Origin of the sequence: Devosia geojensis (genome assembly GCF_000969415.1) — a bacterium.
Lineage (GTDB): Bacteria > Pseudomonadota > Alphaproteobacteria > Rhizobiales > Devosiaceae > Devosia > Devosia geojensis.
The window spans coordinates 22,523-42,209 of the sequence record NZ_JZEX01000021.1 but is presented as its reverse complement, the minus strand read 5'-3'; the positions used below and the strand labels follow the sequence as shown (position 1 = coordinate 42,209).

General features: G+C 67.5%; 22 protein-coding genes. 9 read left to right on the top strand and 13 right to left on the bottom strand.

Translation table 11 applies throughout. The features are described from left to right. Nucleotides 1-267 precede the first annotated feature (267 nt). From VE25_RS01155 to VE25_RS01140, 4 genes are all read left to right on the top strand, one after another. A complete protein-coding gene (locus tag VE25_RS01155; RefSeq protein ID WP_046106741.1) occupies nt 268-1,398 on the top strand; it encodes an epoxide hydrolase family protein in 1,131 nt (376 codons plus the stop codon). Nucleotides 1,399-1,532: 134 nt separating this feature from the next. After that, nucleotides 1,533-2,648, top strand: coding sequence for a cyclopropane fatty acyl phospholipid synthase (gene cfa / locus VE25_RS01150; RefSeq protein ID WP_083988646.1), 1,116 nt, complete (start codon nt 1,533-1,535; stop codon nt 2,646-2,648). Between the two features lie 36 nt (nt 2,649-2,684). Beyond that, nucleotides 2,685-3,599, top strand: coding sequence for a phosphotriesterase family protein (locus tag VE25_RS01145; RefSeq protein ID WP_046106739.1), 915 nt, complete (start codon nt 2,685-2,687; stop codon nt 3,597-3,599). Nucleotides 3,600-3,656: 57 nt separating this feature from the next. Then, the gene (locus VE25_RS01140) at nt 3,657-4,118 is read left to right on the top strand and encodes a tetratricopeptide repeat protein (protein WP_052731645.1); all 462 of its coding nucleotides are present in this window, start codon (nt 3,657-3,659) and stop codon (nt 4,116-4,118) included. A 134-nt stretch (nt 4,119-4,252) separates the two neighbouring features. On the opposite strand, the gene VE25_RS01135 is transcribed toward VE25_RS01140, so the two are convergent. Then, the gene (locus VE25_RS01135) at nt 4,253-5,773 is read right to left on the bottom strand and encodes a YifB family Mg chelatase-like AAA ATPase (RefSeq protein WP_046106738.1); all 1,521 of its coding nucleotides are present in this window, start codon (nt 5,771-5,773) and stop codon (nt 4,253-4,255) included. A 203-nt stretch (nt 5,774-5,976) separates the two neighbouring features. On the opposite strand from VE25_RS01135, the gene VE25_RS01130 reads away from it, so the two are divergent. Beyond that, nucleotides 5,977-6,816: a glycoside hydrolase family 25 protein gene (locus VE25_RS01130; RefSeq protein ID WP_046106737.1), complete on the top strand. Its 840-nt coding sequence runs from the start codon at nt 5,977-5,979 to the stop codon at nt 6,814-6,816. A gap of 30 nt (nt 6,817-6,846) precedes the next feature. On the opposite strand, the gene VE25_RS23495 is transcribed toward VE25_RS01130, so the two are convergent. The 7 genes from VE25_RS23495 to rsmI all read right to left on the bottom strand — a co-directional run bounded on the left by VE25_RS23495 (nt 6,847) and on the right by rsmI (nt 10,393). Continuing rightward, complete coding sequence (locus VE25_RS23495) at nt 6,847-6,981, bottom strand: hypothetical protein (RefSeq protein WP_280136827.1); 135 nt, start codon at nt 6,979-6,981, stop codon at nt 6,847-6,849. A gap of 85 nt (nt 6,982-7,066) precedes the next feature. Continuing rightward, nucleotides 7,067-7,696, bottom strand: coding sequence for a MarC family protein (locus VE25_RS01125; protein ID WP_046106736.1), 630 nt, complete (start codon nt 7,694-7,696; stop codon nt 7,067-7,069). A gap of 11 nt (nt 7,697-7,707) precedes the next feature. Beyond that, a complete protein-coding gene (locus VE25_RS01120) occupies nt 7,708-7,905 on the bottom strand; it encodes a DUF2283 domain-containing protein (RefSeq protein ID WP_046106735.1) in 198 nt (65 codons plus the stop codon). Continuing rightward, nucleotides 7,902-8,156: a DUF4258 domain-containing protein gene (locus VE25_RS22155; protein ID WP_083988645.1), complete on the bottom strand. Its 255-nt coding sequence runs from the start codon at nt 8,154-8,156 to the stop codon at nt 7,902-7,904. Before VE25_RS22155 ends, VE25_RS01120 begins: the two co-directional genes overlap by 4 nt. A 14-nt stretch (nt 8,157-8,170) precedes the next feature. Next, on the bottom strand, nt 8,171-9,115 hold the full coding sequence (gene gshB / locus VE25_RS01115) for a glutathione synthase (protein WP_046106734.1): 945 nt from the start codon (nt 9,113-9,115) through the stop codon (nt 8,171-8,173). 14 nt (nt 9,116-9,129) lie between these two features. After that, a complete protein-coding gene (locus VE25_RS01110; RefSeq protein WP_046106733.1) occupies nt 9,130-9,525 on the bottom strand; it encodes a YraN family protein in 396 nt (131 codons plus the stop codon). Then, on the bottom strand, nt 9,494-10,393 hold the full coding sequence (rsmI, locus tag VE25_RS01105) for a 16S rRNA (cytidine(1402)-2'-O)-methyltransferase (protein WP_046106732.1): 900 nt from the start codon (nt 10,391-10,393) through the stop codon (nt 9,494-9,496). Before rsmI ends, VE25_RS01110 begins: the two co-directional genes overlap by 32 nt. A gap of 261 nt (nt 10,394-10,654) precedes the next feature. Here rsmI and VE25_RS01100 point away from each other — a divergent pair, with 261 nt between their 5' ends. After that, nucleotides 10,655-11,974 (top strand): penicillin-binding protein activator, encoded by a 1,320-nt coding sequence (locus VE25_RS01100; protein ID WP_152664467.1) that lies wholly within the window; start codon nt 10,655-10,657, stop codon nt 11,972-11,974. A gap of 135 nt (nt 11,975-12,109) precedes the next feature. Here the strand turns inward: VE25_RS01100 and hemW are convergent, their stop codons facing one another. The 3 genes from hemW to rph form a co-directional block, all read right to left on the bottom strand. Then, nucleotides 12,110-13,261 (bottom strand): radical SAM family heme chaperone HemW, encoded by a 1,152-nt coding sequence (gene hemW / locus VE25_RS01095; RefSeq protein WP_046106731.1) that lies wholly within the window; start codon nt 13,259-13,261, stop codon nt 12,110-12,112. After that, the gene (locus VE25_RS01090) at nt 13,258-13,911 is read right to left on the bottom strand and encodes a non-canonical purine NTP pyrophosphatase (RefSeq protein WP_046106730.1); all 654 of its coding nucleotides are present in this window, start codon (nt 13,909-13,911) and stop codon (nt 13,258-13,260) included. Before VE25_RS01090 ends, hemW begins: the two co-directional genes overlap by 4 nt. Nucleotides 13,912-14,113: 202 nt before the next feature. After that, the gene (gene rph, locus VE25_RS01085; RefSeq protein ID WP_046106729.1) at nt 14,114-14,839 is read right to left on the bottom strand and encodes a ribonuclease PH; all 726 of its coding nucleotides are present in this window, start codon (nt 14,837-14,839) and stop codon (nt 14,114-14,116) included. Nucleotides 14,840-14,976: 137 nt separating this feature from the next. Here rph and hrcA point away from each other — a divergent pair, with 137 nt between their 5' ends. The 3 genes from hrcA to VE25_RS22870 are packed head-to-tail and all read left to right on the top strand — an operon-like array spanning nt 14,977 to nt 16,940. Beyond that, nucleotides 14,977-16,062 (top strand): heat-inducible transcriptional repressor HrcA, encoded by a 1,086-nt coding sequence (gene hrcA / locus VE25_RS01080; RefSeq protein ID WP_046106728.1) that lies wholly within the window; start codon nt 14,977-14,979, stop codon nt 16,060-16,062. After that, nucleotides 16,063-16,728, top strand: a complete 666-nt coding sequence (grpE, locus tag VE25_RS01075; protein ID WP_280136828.1) for a nucleotide exchange factor GrpE — start codon at nt 16,063-16,065, stop codon at nt 16,726-16,728. Nucleotides 16,729-16,772: 44 nt separating this feature from the next. Further along, nucleotides 16,773-16,940, top strand: a complete 168-nt coding sequence (locus VE25_RS22870; protein ID WP_160299936.1) for a hypothetical protein — start codon at nt 16,773-16,775, stop codon at nt 16,938-16,940. A gap of 160 nt (nt 16,941-17,100) precedes the next feature. Here the strand turns inward: VE25_RS22870 and pncA are convergent, their stop codons facing one another. Both pncA and VE25_RS01065 read right to left on the bottom strand, forming a co-directional pair. Continuing rightward, nucleotides 17,101-17,739, bottom strand: a complete 639-nt coding sequence (gene pncA / locus VE25_RS01070) for a bifunctional nicotinamidase/pyrazinamidase (RefSeq protein ID WP_046106726.1) — start codon at nt 17,737-17,739, stop codon at nt 17,101-17,103. Nucleotides 17,740-17,745: 6 nt separating this feature from the next. Beyond that, the gene (locus VE25_RS01065) at nt 17,746-19,560 is read right to left on the bottom strand and encodes an aminodeoxychorismate synthase component I (protein ID WP_046106725.1); all 1,815 of its coding nucleotides are present in this window, start codon (nt 19,558-19,560) and stop codon (nt 17,746-17,748) included. Nucleotides 19,561-19,687 lie beyond the last annotated feature (127 nt).

Here is a 19,687-nt window from a genome sequence, read left to right as displayed (position 1 = left end):
TTGCAAGCCACCGCTCTTCGCACCCCTCCCCTCAAGGGGGAGGGGAGCGAAGAGCGGTGGCTTGCAAGGCAAAACGCTGCTGCCGCACTCTGTCAGCAGGGGTGGGGCAAGCTCCTTGTCGAAGCCGGACGGTGGTCGCCCGGCCGAAATCAGGAGCCGAAGATGTCCGACCTCACCCGCCGCGATATGCTCACGTCCGGCGCCGCCCTGTTGCTGGCGTCCGCATTCGGTCCTCTCGCCTCCGCCACGGCACAAGGAGCAAGCCAAATGACCGACATCGTCCCGTTCAAGATCGAGATTCCGCAAACTGCCCTCACCGACCTCAAGGAGCGCCTGGAGATGACGCGCTGGCCGGTCGCGGCCACGACCGACTGGAGCCACGGCCAGCCCGTGCACTTCATCAGGGAACTCGCCGACCGGTGGCTGCACGACTATGACTGGCGGGCGCACGAGGCCGAGCTCAACCGCTACCCGCAGTTCATGACGCAGATCGACGGGCAGACCATCCATTTCCTCCACATCAAGTCGCCCGAGCCCAATGCGTTTCCGCTGATCCTCACCCATGGCTGGCCCTCGACGATCGCAGAGTTCCTGAAGGTCATCGGGCCGCTCTCGAACCCCCGCGCCCACGGGCTCGATGCCGGCATCGCCTTCGATCTCGTCATCCCGTCGCTCCCCGGCTACGGCTTCTCGGGTCCGCTGACGCAGGCCGGCTGGGACAGCGCCCGGGTCGCCAAGGCGTGGGACACGCTGATGAAGCGGCTGGGCTACACCGAATACGGCGCGCAGGGCGGCGACGTCGGGGCGCTGGTGTCCAAGGAGCTCGGCATCCTCGCGCCCGAAGGCCTCAGGGGCGTGCACCTGCAGCAGATCTTCGCCTTTCCCAACGGCACGCCCGGCGAGATGGAAAAGCTCACCCCCTTCGAGCTCGAGGGCTTCGCCAATCTCGACATGTTCGAGAAGTACAACGGCTATCAGGTCATCCAGTCGAAGCGCCCCGGCACGCTCGCCTACGGCCTCGTCGATTCGCCCGTGGCGCAGATGGCCTGGAACACCGAACTGTTCTTCGGCTTCGAGGGGCAGGGGGTCGAGACGGTCGACCGCGACCTCTTCCTCGCCCACGCCTCGATCTATTGGTTCACCGCCACCGGCGGCTCTGCCGCCGCCATCTATCTCGAGGATACCCGCTCGGGCTCGGGCTACCGCGAGGCCGAGAACAGGACGCCGACCGGCGTTGCCGTCTTCCCGTGGGACTTCCGTTCGGTGCGCACCTTTGCCGAGCGCGCCAACAACATCGTCCACTGGACCGAGATGCCCTATGGCGGGCACTTCGCCGCCACCGACGCGCCGGACCTGCTGGTCGCCGACATCCGCGCGTTCTTTGAAAAGGTGCGCTGAGCGGTTTCACGTGAATCAGCGGCCCGGCAGGCGTCACGCCTGCCGGGCCCGCAATCGTCAGCGGATTGAAGATGTGGGAGAATCGGGCCTAGACTGTGCAGATATCATCTGCACTTTCCTCGCCGATTTCAGTCATGAGCAATCGCGCAAAACGTTTCGTCGAGCAGCAGCTCGCCGCCGCGGATATCGTCATCAATGGCGATCGCCCCTGGGACCCCCGGATCCATGACGAACGGCTCTATGCCCGCCTCATCGCGCAAGGAACGCTGGGGCTCGGCGAGAGCTACATGGACGGCTGGTGGGACGCCGAGGCGCTCGACGAGCTGATCTACCGGCTGCTCACCGCCGCCGTGCCCGACGCCTTTCCGAAGGACACTGCCGTCCTCTGGAGCGCCGTCAAGGGACGCCTCCTCAACCTGCAGCGCCTCAAGGTCAAGGAAGTCGGCGAGAAGCACTACGACATCGGCAACGACCTCTATGAGGCGATGCTCGACAGGCGCATGATCTATTCCTGCGGCTACTGGAAGGACGCCGACAGTCTCGACGCGGCGCAGGAGGCCAAGCTCGACCTCATCTGCCGCAAGGTCGGGCTCGAAAAGGGCATGCGGGTCCTCGACATCGGCTCGGGCTGGGGCGGATTCCTGCAGTTCGCCGCGGAGCGCTACGGCATCTCCGGCGTCGGGGTCACCGTGAGCAGGGAGCAGGCGGCGCTCGCCAACGAGCGCACGCAAGGCTTGACGGTCGAGACGCGGCTGATGGACTATCAGGCGCTCGACGGAAAGTTCGACCGCATCGTCTCGGTCGGCATGTTCGAGCATGTCGGCTACAAAAACTACCGGGCGTTCTTCGCCAAGGCGCGCACGCTCCTCGCCGACGACGGGCTGATGCTTCTCCACACGATCGGCGGGCATCACTCGACGACGCATGGCGAGCCGTTCAGCGAGAAGTACATCTTCCCCAACGGCATGCTGCCCTCCATCGCCCAGATCGGGCGGGCGAGCGAAGGCCGCTTCGTCATGGAGGACTGGCACAATTTCGGCGCCGACTACGAGAAGACACTCCTCGCCTGGTGGGCCAATTTCGATGCCGCCTGGCCCGGGCTGGAAGGCAGGTACGGCGCGCGCTTCTATCGGCTGTGGCGCTATTATCTCCTCAGCTTCGCCGCCCTCTTCCGGGCCCGCAACGTCTCGCTCTGGCAGATCGTCTTCTCGCCGAGGGGTGTGCCCGGTGGCTACCGCAGCATCCGCTAGCTTGCGCCCTTGCAGGCAGTGCTCCAGAGTGCGCGCATGAAGCACCTCTACACCACCCTCGGGCCGATGGCGGCCGACGACCTCGGCATGATCCTGCCGCACGAGCACGTGTTCGTCGACCTGCGAACGCCCGACACACCGGGGTATGCAGAGGCGGAGGCGGACGATGTCGTCGCGCTGATGGCGCCGCAGATCGAGGCGATCAAGGCACTCGGCGTCACCGCCCTCGTCGAATGCTCGACGGGCGGAGTGGGGCGGCGCGCCGATTTCGATCTCGCGGTCAGCCGCGCGACCGCCTTCCCGATCGTCGTGCCGACCGGCAACTACCGCGAGCCATGGATTCCTGCCTGGGTGCGCGAGGCGAGCGAGACGCGGCTTGCCGACTGGATGCTGGCCGAGCTCGCCGACCAGATCGAAGACACCGGCTACAAGGCCGGCTGGATCAAGCTCAGCGCCGGGGACGAGGGCATCACCGAGCTCGAGGCCCGGATCCTGCGCGCTGCCGTCACCGCGGCCAAGGGGACCGGCGCGGTCATCGGCAGCCATACGATCAAGGGCCGGGTGGTGATGGATCAGCTCGACATCATCGGGCAGGCGGGCGGGCGGGCCGACCGGTTCATCTCCATCCACACCCAGGCCGAGCCGGATTTTGCCCTCCACAAGGCGGTGGCGGCGCGCGGCGCCTGGATCGAATACGACCATATCGGCTCGGCGCCGGACGAGGAGATCGTCGCGATGATCCTGCGCGCCCTCGAAGCCGGGCTCGAGCGTCAGCTGCTCCTCAGCCACGACCGCGGCTGGTACGACCCGGCGCTGCCGGGCGGCGGCACGCCCAAACCCTATACGGTGCTCAGCGAAAGCATCATCCCGAAGCTGCGCGCACAAGGCGTCGGCGAGGAGACGATCGTGCAGCTGACGCACACCAACCCGTTCGAAGCCTTCGCGCGCTGATCGGTCACGCAACGGACACCTGCCTGCGCTAGGCTTTATGCGCGCGGAGGATGTGTCATGCGCAAGCGAGCCTCGGCAGTCGCAGCGCTGCCCCTGTTGGTCTTTGCCACCATGAACGCCGTCGCCGTCGATCCGGGCGGCTACATGGGCAGCGCGGCGCGCAACGGCACGCCGCATCTGACGACGGCGCGTGCCTATATCGGCGGCGGCAATTTCGCCGGCGCCATCGCGGCGCTGGAGCCGATCATCATCGCTAATCCGCGCGATGTCGAAGCCTTGAGCCTCATGGGCTTTTCCCAGCGCAAGAACGGCAACCACGAGGCGGCGCTCGGCTACTACACCCAGGCCCTCGCCCTCGATCCGGAACACCTCGGCGCCAACGAATATCTGGGCGAGCTCTATGTCGAGACCGGCAGGCTCGCCCTGGCGCAGGAGCGCCTCGACATCATCGAGGCCGCCTGCGGCACGGAGTGCGACGCGTACAAGCAGCTCGCCGCGATGATCGCGGCGGCGCGGTAGCCCAGGTTGCGTGGACGGTTGCGTCAGGGCGAGGCGAAAATGGCGGATTTCGAGAACCGGCGCGCAGCGTACGTTTGGGTACGTGAGCACCCGAAGCGCAGAAAACGGCCATTTGCAGCCCGCCATCACGCAACCTACGCCGCTCCGAGGTTCAGCCGGTAGCTCAATGCCTCGGCCACATGCGCGCGGGCGACCTTCTCGGCGCCGGCGAGGTCGGCGAGGGTGCGCGCGACCTTCAAGACCCGATGATAGGCGCGGGCCGAGAGATTGAAGCGCTCGGCCGCCTGGAGGAGCAGCGCCTGGCTCTCCCTGTCGGGCGCGACCACCGCCTCGATCAGGGTCGGTCCGGCGGCGGCGTTGGTCAGGACCTGCGGATGCCCCGCCTCCATGTAGCGGCGGCGCTGGCGATCGCGGGCGGCGGCGACGCGCTCGGCGACATCGGCCGAGGGTTCACCCCTTGCCGGGGCGATCATGTCGGCGGCCGAGACCGCCGGCACGTCGATGCGGATGTCGATGCGGTCGAGGAAGGGGCCGGAAACGCGCGCCTGGTAATCGGCGGCGCAGGCGGGTCCGCGCCGGCAGGTATGGCCCGGCGAGCCCGCCATGCCGCACTTGCACGGGTTCATGGCCGCCACGAGCTGCACGCGGGAGGGATAGGAGACGCGGGCGTTGGCGCGGGCGATGACCGTCTCGCCCGATTCCAGCGGCTGGCGCAGGCTGTCGAGCACCTGCGGGGCGAACTCGGGCAGCTCGTCGAGGAAGAGCACGCCGTTGTGCGCCAACGACACCTCGCCGGGCCGTACCTTCAAGCCACCGCCGACGAGGGCGGCCATGGAGGCCGAGTGGTGGGGCGTGCGGAAGGGGCGCCGGTCGGAGATGGCGCCGTCAGCCAGCTCGCCGGCGATCGACTGGATCATCGAGACGTCGAGCAGCTCGCGCGGATCGAGCGGCGGCAGGATCGAGGGCAGGCGCGCGGCCAGCATCGACTTGCCGGCCCCGGGCGGGCCGATCATCAGCATGTTGTGGCCGCCGGCCGCAGCCACTTCCAGGGCGCGGCGCGCCACCTCCTGCCCGCGCACATCCGCCAGGTCCGGCAGCGCGCCGCTCGCCAGCCAGCGCTTGGGGCTCGGGCGCGGGGCGAGCTGATGGCCGGTCAGGTGATTGACGATGGCCAGGAGCGTGTCGGCGGCAACGATATCGATCGCCTCGCCGGCCCAGGCGGCTTCCGGGCCGCAGGCGGCAGGGCAGACGAGCCCGAGGTCACGCCCCTGCGCGGCGATGGCGGCGGGCAGCACCCCGGCGACCGGCGAGAGGCGTCCATCGAGCGCGAGCTCGCCCAGCACCATGAACCGGTCGAGGGCGTCGGAGGGAATGGCGCCCATCGCCGCCATCAGGCCGAGCGCGATCGGCAGGTCGTAGTGGCTGCCCTCCTTGGGCAGGTCCGCCGGGGCGAGGTTGACGGTGATGCGTTTGGGCGGAAGCCCAAGGCCGGTGGAGGTGAGCGCGGCGCGCACCCGCTCGCTCGATTCCTTGACCGCCTTGTCGGGCAGGCCGACGAGAAAGAAGTTCGGATGCCCCGGCGCGATCTGCACCTGCACGTCGACGGGCACCGCCTCGATGCCCTGAAAGGCCACGGTCGTAACCCGCGTCACCATGCCTTCGCCCCCAAGCCCCAGCCGTGGCGACGCTAGCAGGCCATGCGCCTGCTTGGCAAGAACGTTTCAGGAACGGGTTAACCGCCGCCACCGGCCGGTTAACCATGCGCGCAGGCATCAGCCTTAACGCAAGGTTTCCTTAACCGGGCGATGTTGATTCAAGGACTTAACGTATTGCGTACCAAAGAGAAGAGTCCCGCCGGATGGTCGATGCCGCTTCCGCGACACCCCTTTCCCGCCTGATCAAGGGCCTCGGCATGGTTCTTCTCATCGCTGCGCTCGCGGCCTGTTCGCGCGGCGGCGGGCTCTACGGGCCCATTCCGGGAGACAACCGTCCGCATTCGGGGGTGGACCGGGCGCGCTCCATGCCGATCCAGGGCATCGACGTCGCGCGCTACCAGGGCGACATCGACTTCCACCAGGTGCGCGCCAGCGGCCAGCACTTCGTCTTCATGAAGGCGACGGAGGGCAAGGACTATATCGACCCCATGTTCTACACCAACTGGGAGAAGGCGCGCGCGGCCGGCATCCCGCGCGGGGCCTACCACTTCATGACCTGGTGCTCGCTGGCCTCGGACCAGGCGCGCTGGTTCACCCAGATGGTGCCGGCCGATCCGGACGCGCTGCCGCCCGTGCTCGACCTCGAATGGAACAACCATTCGAGCTGCAAGCGGCACCCGCCGCGCGAGGACGTGCTCGAAAAGATCGGGGTGATGCTGGCGGCGATGGAAGCCCATACGGGCAAGCTCCCGATCATCTACACCGACATGAACTTCTATAACGACATCCTGCGCGGCGTTCCGTTCCCCAATGCGCTGTGGCTGCGCTCGACGGCGGCCGAACCGCATGTGCGCTACGACCGTCATGACTGGACCTTCTGGCAGTACACGCAGACCGGCGTCGTACGCGGCGTCAAGACCGAGGTGGACCGCAACGTCTTCTATGGCGACCAGAACGCCTGGGTGAACTTCCTGCTGACGGGATGCGACCCGCGCACCGTGCACATCCTCGGGCCGACGGGTCGCTGCCGGATCCAGAAATAGGCAGCGTTTCTCTGCCTCGAGGGGCAGGGGTCAGTGCTGCGTGAACGGCACGAGGATTTCCGAGCGGGCCGAAGTCGTCGGCGCCGTGACCGCCATGATGGCGAAGGTCACGAGGATCATCGCTGCCAGAATGCGCATCTGCTTGCCCTGCCGGTGCCTGTCCATGGCGCCGTTCTAACGCAACGCCATGTCGGGTCAACGACAGGGTAAAGAAGTGCTTAACGATTGGTTTTGAAGAAACTTCGAGCGATCAGGCAATGAGCCCGCTCTGCTTGACGCCGTCGAAGACGAACTGCACGGCGAGCGCGGCCAGCAGGATACCGACGACCCGCGAGACGACGGAAAGGCCGGTCAGGCCCAGCAGCCGCTGGACGGGAATGGCGACAAGAAGCGTCAGCCAGGCGGCAAAGAGGATGAGGGCGAGGGCGACGAGCACCGCCCAGAACTCGAAATTGCTGCGCGCGCCGGTCGTCAACAGGATGACGGCGCTGATGGCGCCGGGGCCGGCGAGCAGCGGCATCGCCAGCGGAAACACCGAGATATCGTGCCGCTGGCGCGACTCGTGCTCTTCCTCGCTCGTCGTGCCGGTGCCGCCCGAATGGCGGGCGAACACCATGTCGATGGCGATGAGGAGCAGCAGGATGCCGCCGGCCGTGCGCAGCGCCGGGATGGTGATGCCGAAGAGGCCGAGGATGGCGTTGCCGGCAATGGCGAAGAAAAAGAGGATGACCGCGGCGACCACAACGCCGCGCGTCGCAAAAATCCGCCGCTCGGCCGGGGTGTTGTCCTTGGTGAGCGCGGCAAAGATGAAGGCGATGTCGGCAACGCCGACCGTGGCGAAGAAGGTCGCGAGCGCTACGAAGAAGGTTTCGGTGGGCATGCGCGAGGCCGCTATGCAGCCTGCTCGAGCACGTCGGGCGGCAGATGTTCTCGAGCGTTGAGAACTTCCATGCCGACGATGCGGCCCTCCTCGTCATAGTCGAGAACTATGCCCGCGGCGACCTCTTCGCTTTCCTCGACCTTGCCGGTCGAAAAACGGATATAGGCGGCATCCACCTCGGGATCGTAGGTGACGGTCGGTCTGGTCACTTCGGCCTCGCTCGCCTGTCGAAGAACACCGTGAGTATACGGAAATCGACCGACGTTTCCACTAGAGCCACCCGAAGGTAGCGTCCTCCATGCTCCGGAATGGGGCGAAAGTGACGCACCACTTCCGGATCGTTCGGATCGACCTCTATCCATTGCGGACTACGCACCGTAGCTTCGACCCACTCGATTTCGAGGTCGCGCTCTCCCAGAGCGGTCCGCGCATGTCCTGTATAGACGGTCGGCTTTTCCATCCCAACCGTTGGCGTCAGCCTCGCCGCTTCTCGATCGCGTCCCAGATCATCGCCGCGATGTCGGGGCCGCCGAAGCGCTTGATCTCGCGGATGCCGGTGGGGGAGGTGACGTTGATCTCGGTCAGGTACCCGCCGATGACGTCGATGCCGACGAAGATCATGTCGCGTTCCTTCAATGCCGGGCCGATGGCCGCGCAGATTTCGCGCTCGCGCTCGGTCAGCTCCGACAGTTCCGGGCGGCCGCCCACATGCATGTTGGAGCGCGCCTCGCCCTCGGCCGGCACGCGGTTGAGGCCGGCAACGGGCTCGCCGTCGACGAGGATGATGCGCTTGTCGCCTTTCCTCACGTCGGCCAAGTACTTCTGCACCATGAACGGTTCGCGGAAGCTCTGCTCGAAGAGCTCGATGAGGGACGCCAGGTTATGGTCGCCCTCCTGGATGAGGAAGACGCCGGCCCCGCCATTGCCGTAGAGCGGCTTGACGATGATGTTGCCGTGCTGGCGCCGGAAGGCGTGGATCTGCGCCCGGTCGCGGGTGACGAGGGTCGGCGGCATCAGCTCGGGAAACTGGGTGACGAGGATCTTTTCGGGCGCATTGCGCACCGCCGCCGGCGGGTTGACGACGAAGGTCTTGGGGTGCAGCCGCTCGAGGATGTGGGTGAGGGTGATGTAGTTCATGTCGAAGGGCGGATCCTGGCGCATCAGCACCACATCCTGGCTGGACAGATCGATGCGCGAGAAGGCGCCGAGCTCGAAATGCTCGCCCTTTTCCTTGTCGAACACCTTGATCGGAGCGACATTGGCCGAGACGACGTCGCCGGAAAGGCTGAGGCTGCTGGGCACGTAGTAGACGAGCTCGTGCCCGCGCGCCTCAGCTTCCAGCATCATGGCGAAGGTGGAATCCCCCTTCGGGTTGATGGTCTCGATGGGGTCCATCTGCACGGCGATCTTCAAGGGCATGAGGCGGTGTTCCCCTAGCGAATCTGGCTCATATCGAAGGCGTTGATGATGTGGCGCGGCCAAGCGAAGGGCGCAAGGAAAATCACGTCGTAGCGCAGGTCCGTGTCGGCGAGCTTCGGGTTGCGCGCCACATAGTGCTCGCCGGCGCGCAGGACCCGGCGGATGTTGACCGCTTCCAGCGCCTGCATCTCGAGGTGCGAGAAGGCGCGGGCCTTGACCTCGACGAAGACGGTGACGCCCCGCCGGCGGGCGACGATATCGATTTCGCCGACCGGCGTCTTCACCCGCCGGGCGACGATCCGGTAGAGCTTCAAACGCAGGTACAGCGCGGCCCAGAATTCGCCGCGGTGCCCGTCGCGCCAGGCGTTAAGCCGCAGCCTATCCCTGGGCTTTGAGGGCGAGGGCGGCATCGTAGACCTGCTTGCGCTTGAGCCCATAGCGGGCGGAAACATCGTCGACGGCGGCGCGCAGCGGTTTTTCGCCGAGCGCTTCGGAGAGCGCCGCCTGCCAGTCCTCCTGGCTTGGTGCTGCCGGCTCGGACGCACCGCCGACCAGGATCACCGCTTCGCCCTTGGTCTCGCCCTCGGCAAACGATGAGGCGAGCTCGGCAAGGATGCCGCGGTGGACGCGCTCGAAGCGCTTGGTCAGTTCCAGCGCGACGGCGGCGGGGCGATCCGGCCCGAATGCCTGCGCCATCGCGGCAAGGGTTGCGGCGAGCCTGCGGGGGCTTTCGTAGAAGACCAGCGTTTCACGTGAATCGGCGAGCGGCGCCAGGGCGTTCGCCCGAGCGCCGGCCTTGGCCGGCAGGAACCCGTGGAAGGAAAAGGCATCGGTCGGCAGGCCGGCGACGACAAGCGCCGAGAGCAGGGCGGAGGGGCCGGGGATGGCGAAGACCGGCAGGTTCTCCTCGGCGATGGCGCGCAGCAGCGGAAAGCCGGGATCCGAGAGGAGCGGCGTGCCGGCGTCCGAGATCAAGGCGATCGCCTCGCCGGCGCGGATGCGCCCGAGGATCTCGCCGATGCGCGCGCGCTCGTTGTGCTCGTGCAGCGCCTGGCGGCGCGCCTTGATGCCGTAGTGGTCGAGAAGCCGCGCCGAGGTGCGCGTGTCCTCGCAGAGGACGAGATCGGCGGCGGCCAGCGTCTCGAGGGCGCGGATGGTGATGTCCTTGAGGTTGCCGATCGGGGTGGCGACCACATGCAGTCCCGGCGCCAGAGGCGGGGCGGTGAAGGCCGTGCCGGCGACGAAATAGCGCGCGTCCTTCTGCTGGGCCTCGGTCATGCATGAGCTCCACGACATCGAGGTTGTGGAGGCTTCCCCCCACCCCAACCCCTCCCCTCCGGGGGGAGGGGCGCGCAAGAGCCGCGACCACCATGCAAAAGACATTCTGCGAAAATCGGGAGGGTCCCCTCCCCCTGGAGGGGAGGGACAGGGCGGGGGGTGCCGGCGGTTATACCGAGACGCAAGCCCGGTCGGCACCATGTTGAGGAAGACTTAAACATAAAGGGCGAGGCTTGCCGGTGAGCTCGAACGAAAGGATCAGTGGTTTTGCCGACCATGCCGCGCACGCGCTCGCTTCGCAAGTCCGGCTCGGCCGTCGTGGCGGCGGGAGTCGCGATCCTTGCCGGCTGCTCGCCGACGCAGATCAACATCGGCTCGCGCACGCTGATGCTGCCGTTCGGCGGAGGCGGCACACAGCAGACGGCACAAACGCCGCAGTCGCAGGCAGCCACAGCCGTCCTGCCCGCCGTGCCGGCCGCCGGGGCGGGCGGCGTGGTGCAATCGAGCCTGCCGGCGTTGCCGCAGGCGACGGGCGAAAACATCGGCACCGGACCGGTGCGCGTCGCGCTCTTGTTGCCGCTCTCGGGCGAGGCGGGACTATCGGCCACCGCCATCTCGATGGCCAATGGCGCGCGGCTCGCCATGGCCTATATCGAGGCCAATCCCAACATCGCCGAGAACACCACCATCGTCCTCAGGGACACCGGGGGAAGCGCCGCGGGCGCCACCGCAGCGGCGAGCGCGGCGGTCAGCGAAGGGGCGCGGCTCATCATGGGGCCGTTGCGGGCCGAGCAGGTGGCGGCGGCGGGCGCGGTGGCGCGCTCGGCCGGCATCCCGCTCATCGGCTTTGCCAGCACGCCGCATGCCGCAGGTCCGGGCATCTACCTCCTCAACGTGATGCCCGAGAGCGAAGTCAGGCGATCGCTCGCCTTCGCCCAGCGTCAGGGCCGCAGCCGCTTTGCCGCCATCGTGCCGGCCACCGCCGCGGGAGAGGCGCAGGAGGCCGCGTTCCGCGGAGCCCTGCAGCAGATGGGACTGATGCCGGCGGCGGTGCACCGGTTCGCCACCACCGCAGAGGCCAGCGCCATCGTCGCCAACCTCGCGCCGCTCCTGACCTCGGGCCGGGTCGACGCCCTGTTCCTTCCAGACCGGGCGAGCGCCCCGCTCTTTGCCGGGCTCATCGCCGATGCCGGGGTTGCGCGGCAATCGGTCGCCATCATCGGCTCGGCCGAATGGGAGGGCGATCCGACGATCGCCGCAACCCCGTTCCTTGCCAGCGCCCTCTACCCGACGGTCGACGATGCCGGCTATCGGGCGATCCTGCCCGAATACCAGGCCCGGTTCGGCGGCACGCCGCACCGGCTGACGACGCTCGCCTATACCGCGACGATCCTCGCCAACGCCGCCCCGCTCTCGCGCGCGAACCCGCCCTACAACGCTCCCGCGCTCACCAACCCGCAGGGCTTCAACGGCCGCGACGGCCACTTCCGCTTCGGCGCGGACGGGCGCGCGCAGATGGCGCTGGCGATGAAGGAGGTGCGGGCGGGCGGAGCGGTGACGGTGGACGCGGCGCGGTTGTGATTGCGTGCCCACCCTCGTGGTTCGAGGCCGCTGCGCGGCACCTCACCATGAGGGTTTCATTACATGTCAGGTTGATGAGGCCTCATCCAGAGGCGGGAGCGAAGCGATCCTCGAAGGACGGGGCCGAGCAAGTCTTCAAGCCGCGAGGTCCGCGACGACCGCGTCAAGCACCGGCCAGCCCTTGTCGGTGACCCGGATGTTGCCGTTGGGCAGGGTCTCGACGAAGCCGTAGCCCTTCAGTTCGGCGATCTGCCGCTCGGCGATGCGGCGCCCGGAAATGGCGGTGAAGCGGGCCGGCGAAATGCCTTCCTTCAAGCGCAGGCCCATGACGAGGAATTCGTCGCCCTGCTCCTCCCAGGTGAGGACCTCGTCGGTGACGAGGCCGTGACCCTTGGCCATGACCCGCTTCTGCCAGTCGAACGGCATCTTCTCGGCGGCGGTGGCGTGGCGCTGGTTGTTGAGAACGAGGCGGCCATGGGCGCCAGGCCCGATGCCGGCATATTCGCCATAGCGCCAGTAGAGGAGGTTGTGCCGGCTCTCCTGGCCCGGGCGGGCATGGTTGGAGATCTCGTAGGCCGGCAGGCCGGCCTCCGCCGTCAGTTCCTGGGTCAGCTCGTAGAAATCGGCGGCAAGATCCTCGTCGGGCATCTTCAGCTTGCCGGCGCGGTGCAGGTCGTAGTAGCGCGTGCCCTGCTCGATGGTCAGCTGGTAGAGCGAGACGTGACCGCGGGCAAGCCAAAGGGCTTCCTTGAGCTCGTCCTCCCAGTCATCGAGCGTCTGGTTCGGGCGGGCATAGATGAGGTCGAAGCTCGAGCGCTCGAAGATCGATTGGGCGAGGCGCACCGCCGCCACAGCCTCGTCGACGGTGTGGAGGCGCCCGAGCGCCGCCAATGGCTCGGGCTTCAAGGACTGGACGCCGAGCGAGACGCGGTTGATGCCGGCGGCGCGGTAGCCCCTGAAGCGGTCGGCCTCGACGCTCGTCGGATTGGCCTCGAGGGTGATCTCGGCGCCGCGCTCCAGCGTCCAGTGCCGGGCGATGGCGTCAAGGATCGTCTCGACGGCGTGCACGCTCATCAGCGAGGGCGTGCCGCCGCCGAAGAACACGGATTTGACCACCCGCCCGGGCGCAAGCGCTGCGGTATGGGCGATCTCCCGGGTGTAGGCGGCGAGGAACGCCTCCTCGTCGAACGGTCCGCGATGGACGTGGGAATTGAAGTCGCAGTAGGGGCACTTGGCCGCGCAGAACGGCCAGTGCACATAGACGCCGAAGAGCTCGTTAGCGCTCAATCGAGGTCCTCCAGCACGGCGTCGACGAATTTGGCGAAGGCGCGGGCGCGATGCGAGAGCCCCGGTTCGCCGGGCGCCCAGGAGTGCTTCATTTCGGGCGGCATCTGGCCGAAGGTGATGTCGTAGCCATCGGGCATGAAGACCGGATCGAACCCGTGGCCCTGGCTGCCGCGCGGCGGCCAGACGATCATGCCGTCGACACGACCCTCGAACAGCCAGTCATTGCCTTCCGGATCGGCGAGGCAGAACGTGGCCATGAAGTAGCCGTGGCGGTCGGCCGGCGAGGTGGCGTTGGCCGCCTGCAGCGCATCCTCGACGCGGCGCATGCCGAGGCTGAAATCGCGCTTGGGGCCGGCCCAGTTGGCCGTATAGACGCCGGGCTTGCCGCCGAGCGCTTCGACGCAGAGCCCGGAATCGTCCGAGAGCGCCAGCAGCCCCGAGGCTTCGGCCGCCGCATGGGCCTTGATGCGGGCGTTCTCGACGAAGGTCGTGCCCGTCTCTTCCGGTTCGGGCAGGCCCAGCTCGCCGGCCGAAAGGATTTCCAGGCCATAGGGCTCGAAAAGCTCCTGGAACTCGGCGAGCTTGCCCTTGTTGTGGGAGGCGAGCACCAGCCGATCGCCGGCGCCGAGTCGCGGGACGGGGACGCTCATTTGCGGCCACCCTTGGTGTCGAGCGCGCGGGCGATGTCGTGCCAGATAGCGCAATCGGGCGATGGGAAGGCTCCTTCACCCGGCGACGATGCCGCCGACCTCTTCTCCGAAGGGAGAGTTAAGGCGGAGCCCTCTTCACCTCTCCCCCGGGGGAGAGGTCGCCGCGCAGCGGCGGGTGAGGGGGCCTTTTTCAGGAACCCGATCATGACGAAAGCGCCGCCCGCTGGACCTGCGTCAATTCGCCGATCCCCTTCTCGGCCAGACTCATCAGGCTCTCGAGCTCGGCGCGGGTGAACGGCGCCTGCTCGGCGGTGCCCTGGATCTCGACGAAACGGCCGGAGCCGGTGAGGACGAAATTGGCGTCGGTTTGGGCCTCGACATCCTCGAGATAGTCGAGATCGAGCACCGGCGTGCCGCGATAGACGCCGCAGGAGACGGCCGCGACCGTGTCGCGCAGCACCGTGCCCTTGACCAGCTCGCGCTCGGCCATCCACCTGACCGCCTCGGCCAGCGCCACATAGGCGCCGGTGATCGCGGCCGTGCGGGTGCCGCCATCGGCCTCGAGCACGTCGCAGTCGAGCGTGATCTGGTTCTCGCCCAAAGCCGCCATGTCGACGACGGCGCGCAGGGACCGCCCGATCAGGCGCTGGATCTCCTGGGTGCGGCCGGACTGCTTGCCGGCCGCCGCCTCGCGGCGGGTGCGGGTGCCGGTCGAGCGCGGCAGCATGCCATATTCGGCCGTGACCCAGCCGACCCCCTGGCCGCGCCGCCAGCCGGGCAGGCTCGTCTCGACGCTCGCCGTCACCAGCACCTTGGTCGCCCCGAAGCAGACGAGGCACGAACCCTCGGCGTTGCGCGCCACGCCCTTCTCGAGGGTCACGGCGCGCATTTCGTCAGGCTGACGACCGGAGGGGCGCTGGAGGCTCATGCTGGCAAATCATCCGCGGCAAGTTGCGTTAACCGCCTCTTAACCCTGACGGGGCCCGCTCACAAGCGCCGGACGCTTGGCGCGGGCGCTCTTTGCCCTTAAATGATGGAGGACGGTTAAAGTGAACAAGTTTATCGATGGCTGACAGGCCCGAACCGGCGGAAGACTTTCTCGCGGTGCTCAACAGCCGCAGCCAGGACATTTTCCGCAAGATTGTCGACCGGTATCTGGAGACGGGCATGCCCGTCGGATCGCGCGACGTCTCCAAGATGCTGGAGATGGGCCTTTCCCCCGCGTCCGTGCGCAACGTCATGGCCGACCTCGAGGACCTGGGGCTGATCGCGGCGCCGCACACCTCGGCCGGCCGCGCCCCGACCCAGAGGGGCCTCAGGTTCTTCGTCGACGCCATGCTCGAGGTCGGCGCCATCGACGAGCGCGAGCGCACCCAGATCACCCGCCATATCGAAGACCAGGCCGGCCAGGGGCAGGTCGAGGACATCCTGACCGAAGCCAGCTCCCTGCTTTCCGGCCTCAGCCAGGGCGCCGGTGTGGTGATCGCGGCCAAGGCCGACATGGTCTTGAAGCACATCGAGTTCGTGCGGCTCGATGCCACGCAGGCCATGGCCATCCTCGTCGGGCAGGACGGGCAGGTGGAGAACCGGCTGCTGCCGCTGCCGCCGGGGCTGACGGCGAGCGCGCTGACGCAGGCCAGCAACTATCTTTCCCACTACGTCGTCGGGCGCACGCTGGCGGAAGCGCGAAAGGCGCTCGCCGCGCGCCGGGCCGAGCAGCGGGCCGAGCTCGACGAATTGACGCAGAAGCTCGTCGACGCGGGCATCGCCACCCTCTCCCAGCCCTCGCCCGCCGGCCATCCGACGGTGATCGTGCGGGGCCGGGCCAACCTCATCAACGAGGCGATGGCCTCCGAGGACCTCATGCGCATCCGCCAGCTCTTCGACGAGCTCGAGAGCAAGGACGGGCTGCTGGAGCTTCTCGGAGACGCCGAGCGGGCGCAGGGCGTGCGCATCTTCATCGGCTCGGAGAACAAGCTCTTCTCGCTCTCGGGCTCGTCGGTGATCCTCTCGCCCTACAAGGACGCCAACGAGAAGATCGTCGGGGTCCTCGGCGTCATCGGGCCCACCCGGCTCAACTACGCGCGCATCGTTCCGGTCGTCGACTACACGGCCAACGTCATTTCCGCCATGATGGCCCGCAAGGCTTGAATTGTCGGCGCCTTTGGCCGATATGCGGGGTCAAATCCCGAAAAAGCTGCGGAAGAAGCAATGAGCGACGAGAACACGACGCCCGAGCAAGAGCCCGAGACCGCCGTGACCCCGGAAACAGAGTCTGCGGAGGTCGATCCGGTCGAGGCGCTCACAGAGGAAAACGCCGAGCTGCGCGACAAGCTGTTGCGCATGGCCGCCGAAATGGAAAACCTCAGGAAGCGCACCGAACGCGAGATCACCGATACGCGCGCCTACGCCATCGCCGGCTTTGCGCGCGACATGCTTTCGGCGACCGACTCGCTCTCGCGCGCCCTGATGGTGCTGCCGGCCGAGGCGCGCGCCAATGCCGACGACACGACGAAGTCGCTGATCGAAGGCATCGAGATGACCGAGCGCGAGATGCAGCGGCTGCTCGCCAAGCACGGCGTCAAGCCGATCGAGGCCGAAGGGCAGAAGTTCGATCCCCACAAGCACCAGGCGATGTTCGAGGTGCCCGATCCGACGCGTCCGGAAGGCACGGTCGTCCAGGTGGTGCAGGCAGGCTTCGCCATCGGCGACCGCGTGCTGCGTCCGGCAATGGTCGGCGTTGCCAGGGGCGGCGGCGCGGCAGGCAAAGCCGAGGCGCCGGCCGAGGGTGAGGGCGGGGTCGACAAGCAGGCCTGAGTCCGGCAAAGCTGCTCTCAACGGGCAAGCCGTTGGGGGCAGCGATGAACAAGACCGTGCGCAACGAGCGCCGGAAGCTTTCGGCGAACTATGCCAATGGCATCGCCATTGCTCTCGTAGCCATCGGCGGCCTCGGACCAGTCATCGCCGTAGTTCAGGACGGCACGCTGTCTTGGATCACCATTGGCTTGGCCACGATTTGCATTGCGTAAGTGCGGGCCTACATTCGATGGCAAGGCAAATGCTGGGAGCGTTGGAAGAATGAGCGATCTGGTTACTCTGGTCCCGTTCGCCGTCTATATCCTCGGCATCTTCGCTGTCGCCGGATGGCTATTGTACATCAACCGCCCGCGCCACCACGGCTGATCTTTCTCACCCCAATATCTGCCGGCTCATCAGCCGCGTGACCCCGGCGGCGGCCATGTCGGCCCATGCCCGTTCCAGCGAGCCGTTGGCGTCGATGGGGCGGGTGCCGTCTTCGATGACGACGGTGGCAAAACCTTCGGCGCGCGCGTCGATGGCCGTCCAGGCGACGCAGAAATCGGTGGCGAGGCCGACGACGTAGACGCTGCCGAGGCCGCGTTCCTTCAAGTAGCCGGCGAGGCCCGTGCGGGTCTTGCGATCGGCTTCCTGGAACCCGGAATAGGAATCGACGGTGCGGTTGTAGCCCTTGCGGATGATGAGCTGGCCGTGGGGGATATCGAGGTCGTGGCTGAGCTCGGCTCCATGCGTGCCCTGCACGCAGTGGTCGGGCCAGAGGACCTGCGTGCCGTAGGGCAGCTCGATGGTCTCGAACGGCGCTTTTCCGGCGTGCTGGCTGGCGAACGAGACGTGGTTGGCCGGATGCCAGTCCTGGGTGAAGACGACGTTGGTGAACCGCGAGGCGAGCGTGTTGACCAACGGCACGATCTCGTCGCCGCCGGCGACGGCAAGATTGCCGCCGGGCAGGAAATCGTACTGCACGTCGACGACGACCAGCACGTCCCTGGGAGAAATGGCAATCGTCGTCATGGCACCTTAACCTCTTGAATTCCCGTCGCGTTCCGGCCGCAGCCAGCGGGCGTGCATCAGGCCGCGCACGGAGTTGCCGAGATAGATTGCATCGGCGGTTTCGAGGTCCGCAAGGGTCAATCGCGCCTCGCGGGCCTGGCCGCGCGCGATGAGCTCGGCGCGCAGCGTTCCCGGCAAGAGGCCGGCGGAGAGCGGCGGGGTGAGGAGGAGCCCATCGCGCTCGATGAAGAGCGTGGTGATGGAGCCTTCCGTCAGCTCGTTGTTCTCGTTGAGGAAAACGACCTCGTCGACGCCATGCTCGGCATGGGCCTTCTGCCGGGCGGTATCGAGAGCTTGCCGGTTGGCGGTCTTGTGGGCGAGCCAGGCATTCGCCGATGTCACCCGCTCGGGGGCGATGACGAAGGTGAAAGGCTGCGGATTTTCTGCGGGTTCCGGCAAGGGCGTGGCGGTTATGGCGAGGCCCTCCGTCTCATGGAGCGTGAGGCGCACGCGGTAGCGCGGTTCGTCAGCCTTCGCGGCCCAATCGGTTAGCAGAGCGGTAACCGTGCCGCGGCTTGCGGGGATGCCGAAATAGGCGGCGGAACCTTCCAGCCGGGCGAGGTGGCGGTCGAGGAGATAAAAACCCTCCCCGCGGGTCCACAGCATCGTCTCGATGAGGCACACCGGACCGGTGGGGTCGGTGAGGAACCGCATCTTCAGCAGCGCCTCGCGGTATTCGTCCTCCATGATGCTGTCGGCGACGATGCCGCCGCCGATGCCGATCTCGCCGTTCCCGCTTTCGTCGACGACTGCGGTGCGGATGGCGACGTTGAGAGCGAAGTCGCCGTCCGGGGCGAACCAGCCGATGGCGCCGGTATAGAGGCCGCGCGGCTCGCGTTCGACCTCGCGGATGATCTCCATCGCCCGCAGCTTCGGCGCGCCGGTGATCGAGCCGCACGGAAAGAGCGCGGTAAGGATGTCGGTGACCGAAAGACCGGGCCTGGCGGTCGCCTCGACGCCGGAGGTCATGGTGTGGAGGGTGCGGTAGGTTTCCACCGTGAAGAGATCGGTGACCCTGACCGAGCCGACCTCACCGATGCGCCCGAGGTCGTTGCGGATGAGATCGACGATCATCAGGTTTTCGGCGCGGTTCTTGGGATCGGCGGCCAATACCTGGCGCCGGGCGGCGTCCTCCTCCAGCGTGCGGCCGCGCGCGATGGTGCCCTTCATCGGGCGTGCCGAGAGCCGGTCGCCCTTCCGGGCGACGAAGAGCTCGGGCGAGCGCGACAAGACCCAATGGTCTTGGGCGCGAATCAGCGCGCCATGGGAGGCAGGCTGGCTCGCGGCGAGCGCGCGGTAGAGGGCGACGGGATCACCCTCGAGCCGAAAGCGCGCCTTGAAGGTGAGGTTGACCTGATAGGTATCGCCGGCCGCGATCAGCTCTTCCACGCGCTCGAAGGCGTCGGCGTAGGCGGTCTCGTCGAGGCTCGGCGCGATATCGATGGCCCGCCCGGCCTCGCCGGCATGGGCGGCAAGCCACGCCTCCGCCCCGGCGCGGTCCAGCGCCCGCGGCGCGTCGTAGAGGCCGAGCCAGAGGAGGGGCGTCTTCGTCCGCTCGGGCAACGGGTGAGCAAGCCGCTCCTCGAAGAGGAAGCCGAGCTCGTAGGCGAGGTAGCCGGCCGCCCACAATCCCTGCCGCCCCGCCGCCTCCAGCCGGACGAGCGCCTCGCGCGCCTCAGCGGCAGTGTGCGCGACGAGGATTTCGCGCGGCCCGGCAAAGAGCAGGCTGCGCCCTTGCGGGCTGCGCGTGTCGTGCAGCAGGACTGTGCCGGGCCGGACCATGGCGCGGTTGTAGTCAGGCGCCCGCGATTTGAAAAGCGACGGGCGGCGACGGGAACAGCGACCGACCACGGTCACATTTTGCTCACCTACGTGCTTGCAGGCCCCATGCACCCCCCCTATATAGCCG

Bases quoted from the DNA above. Each gene is read 5' to 3' on its own strand.
- VE25_RS01065 (WP_046106725.1), bottom strand. From the start codon at position 19,560: ATGGTCCGGCCCGGCACAGTCCTGCTGCACGACACGCGCAGCCCGCAA.
- VE25_RS22870 (WP_160299936.1), top strand. From the start codon at position 16,773: ATGAACAAGACCGTGCGCAACGAGCGCCGGAAGCTTTCGGCGAACTAT.
- VE25_RS23495 (WP_280136827.1), bottom strand. From the start codon at position 6,981: ATGGACAGGCACCGGCAGGGCAAGCAGATGCGCATTCTGGCAGCGATG.
- VE25_RS22155 (WP_083988645.1), bottom strand. From the start codon at position 8,156: ATGGAAAAGCCGACCGTCTATACAGGACATGCGCGGACCGCTCTGGGA.
- cfa (WP_083988646.1), top strand. From the start codon at position 1,533: ATGAGCAATCGCGCAAAACGTTTCGTCGAGCAGCAGCTCGCCGCCGCG.
- rph (WP_046106729.1), bottom strand. From the start codon at position 14,839: ATGAGCCTCCAGCGCCCCTCCGGTCGTCAGCCTGACGAAATGCGCGCC.
- VE25_RS01135 (WP_046106738.1), bottom strand. From the start codon at position 5,773: ATGGTGACGCGGGTTACGACCGTGGCCTTTCAGGGCATCGAGGCGGTG.
- pncA (WP_046106726.1), bottom strand. From the start codon at position 17,739: ATGACGACGATTGCCATTTCTCCCAGGGACGTGCTGGTCGTCGTCGAC.
- gshB (WP_046106734.1), bottom strand. From the start codon at position 9,115: ATGCCCTTGAAGATCGCCGTGCAGATGGACCCCATCGAGACCATCAAC.
- VE25_RS01125 (WP_046106736.1), bottom strand. From the start codon at position 7,696: ATGCCCACCGAAACCTTCTTCGTAGCGCTCGCGACCTTCTTCGCCACG.
- VE25_RS01145 (WP_046106739.1), top strand. From the start codon at position 2,685: ATGAAGCACCTCTACACCACCCTCGGGCCGATGGCGGCCGACGACCTC.
- rsmI (WP_046106732.1), bottom strand. From the start codon at position 10,393: ATGACCGAGGCCCAGCAGAAGGACGCGCGCTATTTCGTCGCCGGCACG.
- VE25_RS01155 (WP_046106741.1), top strand. From the start codon at position 268: ATGACCGACATCGTCCCGTTCAAGATCGAGATTCCGCAAACTGCCCTC.
- VE25_RS01090 (WP_046106730.1), bottom strand. From the start codon at position 13,911: ATGAGCGTCCCCGTCCCGCGACTCGGCGCCGGCGATCGGCTGGTGCTC.
- VE25_RS01140 (WP_052731645.1), top strand. From the start codon at position 3,657: ATGCGCAAGCGAGCCTCGGCAGTCGCAGCGCTGCCCCTGTTGGTCTTT.
- hrcA (WP_046106728.1), top strand. From the start codon at position 14,977: ATGGCTGACAGGCCCGAACCGGCGGAAGACTTTCTCGCGGTGCTCAAC.
- VE25_RS01110 (WP_046106733.1), bottom strand. From the start codon at position 9,525: ATGCCGCCCTCGCCCTCAAAGCCCAGGGATAGGCTGCGGCTTAACGCC.
- VE25_RS01130 (WP_046106737.1), top strand. From the start codon at position 5,977: ATGGTCGATGCCGCTTCCGCGACACCCCTTTCCCGCCTGATCAAGGGC.